Annotated in this window: 4 protein-coding genes; 2 read left to right on the top strand and 2 right to left on the bottom strand. The window is 61.5% G+C overall.

Going from position 1 to position 6,257, the window contains the following annotated elements:
- Positions 1–481: 481 nt before the first annotated feature.
- Positions 482–1,165 carry a glycosyltransferase family 2 protein gene (locus U1E26_06070; protein MDZ4169205.1) on the bottom strand — a complete coding sequence of 228 codons (684 nt, stop codon included), beginning with the start codon at positions 1,163–1,165 and terminating at the stop codon, positions 482–484.
- The gene (locus U1E26_06065) at positions 1,162–2,097 is read right to left on the bottom strand and encodes a UDP-glucuronic acid decarboxylase family protein (protein MDZ4169204.1); all 936 of its coding nucleotides are present in this window, start codon (positions 2,095–2,097) and stop codon (positions 1,162–1,164) included. Before U1E26_06065 ends, U1E26_06070 begins: the two co-directional genes overlap by 4 nt.
- A gap of 335 nt (positions 2,098–2,432) precedes the next feature.
- Here U1E26_06065 and U1E26_06060 point away from each other — a divergent pair, with 335 nt between their 5' ends.
- Positions 2,433–4,202, top strand: coding sequence for a hypothetical protein (locus tag U1E26_06060; GenBank protein ID MDZ4169203.1), 1,770 nt, complete (start codon positions 2,433–2,435; stop codon positions 4,200–4,202).
- Positions 4,203–4,205: 3 nt separating this feature from the next.
- Positions 4,206–6,179, top strand: a complete 1,974-nt coding sequence (locus U1E26_06055; protein ID MDZ4169202.1) for a hypothetical protein — start codon at positions 4,206–4,208, stop codon at positions 6,177–6,179.
- The last annotated feature ends 78 nt before the right edge of the window (positions 6,180–6,257 follow it).

Below are 6,257 nucleotides of genomic sequence, written 5' to 3'. Positions count from 1 at the left end.
ACTCGACGACGATCTCGATCAAGGGCGAGAGCTATCGCCTCAAGGACAGGAAGAAGGCCGGCATCGTTACGACGTCGGCCGGCTGAGGGTGGTCAATCTTCAATCGTCACGAGGTGGTCAGTTTTCGACCGTCATTGACATACGCGAAAGCCCAAGCTTGAGGCCAAGCAAGTAGGCGAGCACCGCGCCCACGGCGTGGAGGACAACCTCCGCGCAAGCATTGCGGTCAAGCTCGCCCCGAACAGCGCGAAGACGCCTGCCAGCGCAAGCAGATACCCGGGGTTCCAGGAGGCGGTGGGCAATCCGTCGAGCAGGTAGCCACGACCCTGCACGACGGTGGATGCCAGGGTGTATGTCGTGGGTGTGCGCGAGCAGACACCGCAACCCAGATGCCGCCTGCGATCACGGCCAGCGCGAAGATCAGTGAGGAGAACAACGATCGCGACGCATCCTGTTCCCTGAGCCAACGCTGCGGTGCTGACTAGTCAGCCAGCCGATACCTCACGAGTGCCCATACCGCTTGTACACCGTCCCACGCGCCAATCTTCTTGCCTTCTTCGTAAGCGCGCGGGCTGAACTCGACCGGAACCTCGTGGATAAGAATCCCCCGCTTGAGCACCTTGGCGGTAAACTCCGGCTCGAAGTCGAATCGGTTGGCCCGCAGAGAGATGCCATCGAGCACTTCCCGACGGAAGACCTTGTAGCAGGTCTCCATGTCGGTAAGGGAGTTTCGGAACAGCACATTCGTCATGAACGTGAGCAGCTTGTTCGCGAAGAGGCTGCTCCTGAGGATTCCTTCGGGGTCTCCGGCGAGGAACCGTGAGCCGTAGACGACGTCTGCCTCTCCGGCCTCAATGGGCGCGAGTAGCTTGGGGTACTGACGAGGGTGGTACTCGAGATCGGCGTCTTGTATGAGCAGTACCTCACCGGTGGCCGCCTGCATCGCAGTCCGCAGCGCCGCGCCCTTGCCGGCGTTCTTCTCGTGGAAGATCACGCGCACGACCTGATCGTCCTCCATCTGTCCGAGGACCTCCCTCGTGCCGTCCGTGGAGCCGTCGTCGACGACCACGATCTCGCTCACGATCCCCGTCGCCTTCACCGCTTCGAGAACATCGAGCACCGTGTCCCGCTCGTTGAACACCGGGACCAAGACCGACAACCTCATGAAGCCGCCTCTTCACCGAGCATCTGGAAGTAGTCAATGGTGTGACGCAGCCCCTCATCGAGAGTGGTCACGGCCTCCCAATCCAGATGCTCTCGCGCTAGCGCGAGATCCGGCCGACGCTGGATGGGGTCGTCCACGGGCAGCGGTTCGAAACGCAGCACCGACGACGAGCCGGTCAGGTCGATTACCTTCTCGGCGAGCTCCTTGATGGTGAACTCGAACTCCGAGCCGATGTTGACGGGGCCGGTGAAGTCGTCAGGGGTAGCCATCGCACGCACCAGCGCATCCACTATGTCGGACACAAAGGAGAAGGAGCGGGTCTGGTTCCCCTCTCCGTTCACCGTGAGGTCATTGCCTTGGAGCGCTTGCGTGATGAAGTTGCTGATCACCCGTCCGTCGCACGGGTGCATTCGCGGGCCGTAGACGTTGAACAGGCGCACGACCTTGATCTTCAGCCGGTACTGACGGTAGTAGTCGAAGAAGAGGGTTTCGGCGCACCGCTTTCCCTCGTCGTAGCAGCTTCGAGGTCCGATCGGGTTCACTCGGCCCCAGTACGACTCACTTTGCGGATGCTCCTCGGGATCTCCATAGACCTCGCTCGTGGATGCCTGAAGGATCCGCGCGCCCGTGCGTTTGGCGAGGCCGAGCATGTTGATTGCCCCGTGAACGCTCGTCTTGGTTGTCTGGACCGGATGGCGCTGATAGTGGAAAGGAGATGCGGGACATGCGAGGTTATAGATCTCGTCAACCTCGACGTAGAGCGGAAACGTGATGTCGTGCCTGAGCAGCTCGAACGAAGGATGCGACAGTAGGTGCATCACGTTCCGGCGGCTGCCCGTATAGAAGTTGTCCACGCAGAGCACTTCGTGACCTTCAGCAATCAAACGATCGCACAGGTGCGAGCCGAGGAAACCCGCGCCACCGGTCACCATGACACGTTTCGGACTCTGGAACCTCACGTGCGTTGTGCTCCCTGTCGGCTGAACAGTATGGGAAGTATCTCAAACTGAGAGATAAGACCGCCTCAGCGAATCGTGATCCCCCGTGACCGTTCCATGTCCTGTTGTAGCGCAGATCCTTCAGTTTGAAGAGCAGCTTGCGCCACGCATCCTCGCGTTCCGGCACTAGCCCAGGTGATCGCCATCGGTGATGTCGCGGCCTACATCGTGCTCTCCATCGCCAAGCAAGGGAATACGAATACGCTCTCGCGAAACGGCCTGCCCAGAGTACCATGAGACAACTGGCTCGCGGCGCGATTGGAGAGTGCATGAACCCGAATGAGGGTGCAGGTATCAGGGCTCTGAGTGCAGCCGCCTTCATCCTGAGCGGAATCGGCATTCTTCTCTTCTTGGCGAGACTCCGATATGGAGTCGACTTCATCGACGAGGCCTTCTACGCAGCAACTGCCTATCGATTCGCGACGGGAGCACGACCGCTCCTGGACGACGTGGACTTGCATCAAACCGCGGCTCTTATCACGGCACCATGGGTGAGGCTTCACCTGTGGATCCTCGGAGACACGACGGGCATCATGCTCTCACTGCGTCTGCTGTGGGCTCTCCTGAACGGCGCTGCTGCCTTCCTCGCCTTCCGCTTCCTGCGTCGCATTCTTGATCCGGCCGTTGCGATCCTGTGCGCCGTGTGCGCCTTTGGCGTGATGCCCTACATGATACCGGCGCCCAGCTACAACACGCTGCCGGTTGCATTCAGCTCGATGGCTCTTTCGCTGATCAGCTTTCGCTTGCTTGATGAACGGGAGGGCCGTCCGTACGATATGGCGATCGCGGGTGCTCTGCTCGCGTTGACCGTCCTCGCGTATCCCAGCCTGGTTCTGCTTGCGCTCGCCAGCGTGGTTCTCGTCCGTCTTCTCGCCGGTGGCTGGAGAGAGTCGTTGTGGTTGCTCGCGGGTGGGTTGGCTTCCGGCCTCCTGATGCTGCTCGGCTTGGCACCCTACCTATCAAGCATCCCTGAGTTGGTGCAAGAGGCATCAACCCTCGCTGGCGTCTTCGGCTGGGGTACCGGACAGGCAGGAATCGTCGACAAGGTACTGCAGCTCGTGGTGCCTCTGGCCATCGCCGCAGCCTCTAGCCTCAGCTTCTGGCTGGCCGCGCTGGCCGGAGGACTTCAAACCATCCGGCGGCCGGTCCCTTGGTGGCTGGCCCTGGGCCTTGCCGTCATGGTCCCCTTCGGCTTCGCGGCACCGTCCGACGTTCGAACCCTGACGTTCGCCATCTCAGTCCTGGTCAGCTCGTCGATCATCGCCTTCACCGGAAGAGCGAGGCGTGAAGGCGGCTTCCCGCAGGCCGTCCGCCTTCTGCGGCTCTCATGCCTCTACGGCATCATCGCAGGAGTGACATTGGCGTTCACCAGCGGCATCGGATCGCGCTATGTCGGGCTCGGTGCAGCGGCCGTCCTCGCACCGGCGATCGCAGTACTGGTTGCGCGTGTCAGGGCCTCGGGCTCGAAAGCGAAGCTCCCTTCCACGGCACTGCTCGCAGTTCAGCTCGCTGTCCCGGCGGTGCTCTTGGTCTCGCTCCTCTACTTCACGTGGACCGGCTACTACCGCGATGTTCCGCCGTTCGAAGCCGACCGCGCCGTGCGGGTGGGCCCCCATGCAGGGCTCATGACCAGCAAGGAGACTGCCGAAGACGTCGAAGCGCTGTGGAGAGCGATGCAACAGCACGCGTCCGCCGAGAATCGCGTCTTCGCCTTCCATGGCCTTCCGGCAGCGTATCTTTTCACCCAAGCCCAGCCCTCTACCCGGATGCTGTGGAGCATCTCTTACGATGCGCTCGGAGCGAGCGAGCCGAGCGATGCCATGCTCGAGCAGCTCCGCGATCCCGAGACATCGCCGGACATCGTGGTCCGGAACCTCGGTTTGCCCAATCCACAGGTTCTCGCCCAGAACGCCACGACGAACTACGACCCATCAACGGATCGCGTCGCGCGATACGTTGGCGAAAACTTCCGGGTGATCGAACGAGGGCGCAGCTGGGAGCTTCTCGGCCGCTCGGACTCGAAGGATGGTAGCGAATAATCGATGGTAGTTGTCGTCGCACTGGTGTGGATGACGGTCTTCGTGGGACTGCTGGCGAACCCAATGCGGTTTCGCGAAGCCGCGCTGGCTGCATTCACCCTCATAGGCGTGGCACTTCTCGTCATCACCGAAGGACTTTCGCTCTTCAGCGCCATCTCACCCGTCGCTGTCGCACTGTCTTGGCTGTCCATTCTTCTCGCATCGTGCGTGTTGCTCTGGAGGCACCTTCCCGCAGGATACGACCGGTTGCGTGGGCGCGTGAGGGTGCGCCCCGGGCGTGCCGATGCAGCCTTCTTGTCGGTTGTGGGCCTTTTCGCCGCTGGATCACTCGCCCGAGCAGTGCTCTATCCCCCATCCAACTGGGATAGCCTCACCTATCATCTGCCGCGTGTCTTCTTCTGGCTGCAGAATGGGTCAGTGGCGCACTACCCGACAGCGGAGGCGCGCCAGCTCTTCTCGAGCCCCTTCGCGAACTACGCCGTACTGCACGTTCAGGCCATGACGGGTGGTGGCGACCGGTTCGTGGGTCTTCCCCATGTGAGTGCATACATCTTCATGCTTGTCGCCGTATCGCTGATCGCGCTGCGGCTCGGAGCGACGACTCGCGGACAGTGGTTCGCGACTCTGACGGCAGCCACCGTTCCCATGGCCGTGCTGCAAGCGCCTACGACACAGAACGATCTGATGTGCGCGGCCTGGTGCCTAATCGCGGTGTACGGCGTGCTCGGACTGGTCAGCAGCTTTTCCAACGAGAATGACACGTCGGTCTCGACGACCGCTTGGACCACTTGGGCGGCTGGCGCGGCCGCGCTCGCCTATCTCACGAAGCCTACCGCGGTACTTCTCTTGGCGCCCTTCGCGGTGTGGCTACTACTCGGGCCGATCCGCTCCACGAAACCGTTGCGATTCTTGAAGATCACCGGGCTGGCTCTCGCAACTGTCCTCCTCCTCAGCGGGCCGTGGTTCGCACGCAATGCGACCGCGCTCGACGGAGACTTCCTTGGACTCAGTGCCCCGGGGAACACCCACCTTCTCACGGCTGCGAGATCACCGGGGGGGCTTACGACAAACGCGCTCATGAACGCAAGCATGCTCTTCGCACTCCCCGTTCAGGAGGCGAACGCTCCGCTCGAGCGACTGATCGAGGACACTGCGCATCTTCTAGGTGTGGCCGAACTGGAGTCGGTGATGGGAGAGCCCAACTATGGACCTTACGAAACGCGACACTGGGTCTGGAACCATGATGTCGCCCCTGCGCCAGTGACCGTATGGCTGCTGCTAGCCTCGGGCCTTACCATCGCATTCTCGGGCAACAAGTCACGGCTCACTCTCACATACATCGCCGCGTCTTCAGTCGGACTACTACTGATTCTGACCGCGCTCGGCTGGCAACCCTGGGTGAGCCGCCTCATGCTTCCTGGGATTCTGACCCTCACACCCATCGTTGGGGTGGCGATGGATTGCTCTGTGGATGGATTCCGAAGGCCCCTCAAGGCGACTCTCACGGCGCTTGTGGTCCTCAGCTTGGTGCTGGGAGTCTTCGTGATGCTCTTCGATGCGCACCACCGGCTTGTGCCGCTGCCGCGTAGCTTCTGGAATACGTCGTATGACGACCTTCGCTACCGTGCCGCCCCTGATCTTGCGCCAGCACTGCGGCCTGTCGCGGAGTACGTTGGTGCATCTGGCGTCGAACGAGTTGGCTTGAATCAGCTCGCGGGCGACTTCCCGACCTATCTTCTGCTCGCGTCAGTCCGCGATGCACAGGTCGTTTATGTGGGCAACATCGTGTTGAGCAAGCGCTTCACGGAGCGCAAAGAGCCGGAAATGGTGGTCGCGCTGATGCGCGAAGACCAATATACGGGCTTCATGGCAGCAACGGCCGCAGATGGACATCGGGACCTACTCCAACCTCAATCCTCAATGGGATGGATCGTGCTCGTCCGCACGACAGAAGAGGCGCCTGATCAGCGAGAATAGGTTCGCGCGGCAGTTGGCCTAGGCAGCGAACTGCTGGGATTCGATCGATTATCCGATAGGATGGTGACGCCAGACTAG

Source organism: Coriobacteriia bacterium (assembly GCA_034370385.1).
Classification (GTDB): Bacteria; Actinomycetota; Coriobacteriia; order Anaerosomatales; family PHET01; genus JAXMKZ01.
Note: the sequence above shows the minus strand (reverse complement) of the source record. Positions and strands in the feature narration are given on the sequence as shown.